General features: G+C 80.1%; 1 protein-coding gene. It reads left to right on the forward strand.

From position 1 onward, the window contains the following. Positions 1-1348 (forward strand): DNA-directed RNA polymerase sigma-70 factor (locus ACFV0Q_RS41645; RefSeq protein ID WP_385013324.1); only part of this gene is annotated, 1348 nt, incomplete at its 5' end. Positions 1349-1377: the final 29 nt, after the last annotated feature.

The following is a 1377-nucleotide window of genomic DNA, read 5'->3' on the forward strand; positions in this document are numbered from 1 at the left end:
AGCCCCCGGAACTCCGGAACCCCCGGGCCCCCCCGACCCGGCCGAGCCCTCCGCGCCCGCCGGAGCCGCCCCCCGGGCCGCCACCGGCGTACGGGCCTTCGCGACGGGCGGCGCCGCCCCGGCGCGCTCGGGCGGGCCGGGCACCCGGCCCAAGCCGGCCGCCAAGGGCACCGCCCGCCCCCCGGTCTCCCTGACCCGCCACGAGGCGAAGACCCCGGTCCGCACCGGCTCCGGCGGGGGCGGAGGCTCCGGCGACCCGGACGAACCCGTCGGCCCCTCCCCCGCCCACGCGTCCGCCCCCGCGCCGGTACTCCAGCCCGAACCGAAGCCCGCCGCGCCACAGAACGATCCCGCGCAGAGCGACCCCTCGCCTCCGGGCGCGCCCCCGCGGCCGGGGCAAGCCGCGCAGCCGGGAGAAACCGCGCACTCCGGGGAGACCACGCAGCCGGGGCAGGCCCCGCAGCCGGGAGAAGCCGCGCAGCCGGGCGGCGAGCCCCCGCAGCCGGGCGGCGAGCCCGCGCAGCCGCCCCCCTCCAGACCCGCCCAGGCCTTCGACGCCCTCTATGCCCGCGCCGCCCCCGCGCTGGTCCGCCAGTCCTACCTCCTGACCGGCCGCCCCGCCCTCGCCCAGCAGGCGGTGGAGCAGGCGTTCCGGCAGGCCTGGGGGCGCTGGCCCGAGGTGGCCACCGACCCCGACCCGGTCGGCTGGGTGCGCGCGACCGCGTACGACTACGCCCTCTCCCCCTGGCCACGGCTGCGCCACCGCTACCGGCGCCCCGGCAAGGCCCCGGCCGAGCCCGTCGACCGGATGCTGCTGAACGCCCTCCTCGACCTGCCGCCCGCGCACCGCCGGACCGTACTGCTCTACGACGGCATCGGCCTCGACCTGCCCGACACCGCCGCCGAGACCGAGGCCACCACCCTGGCCGCCGGGAACCGGCTGCTCCACGCGCACGCCGCCCTCGCCGACCGGGTGCCCGGGCTGACCGACGTGGCGCCCGGGAAGCAGTCGGCCGTGCTGCGCGAACTGCTCGCCGCCGTCCGGCCGCCCGTACCCCTGGAACCGCGCCGCACGGCGGCGGCCGTGCGCGTCCTCACCGAGAACCGGGCCCTGCGCTGGGCGCGGGCCGCGCTCGGCCTGACCACCGTCATCGCCGTGGCCACGGGGTACACGACCGTGACCGCGCCGGGCCGGTACGAGCCCCCGCTCCCGCCCGGCACCAGCGTCTCCGGGGTCCCGCCACACAGCGGCCCCCAGCGGCTCACCGACCGGAGCCGGGAACTCCAGAACAAGCTGCGCGACGCCCCGGCCGCCGGACCCGCCCGGATCTCTCCGGGCCTCGAATGAGAAACGGGCGTGGCCCGCACCCCCGAGGG

Source organism: Streptomyces sp. NPDC059564 (assembly GCF_042735575.1).
In the GTDB taxonomy this organism is placed as follows: domain Bacteria; phylum Actinomycetota; class Actinomycetes; order Streptomycetales; family Streptomycetaceae; genus Streptomyces.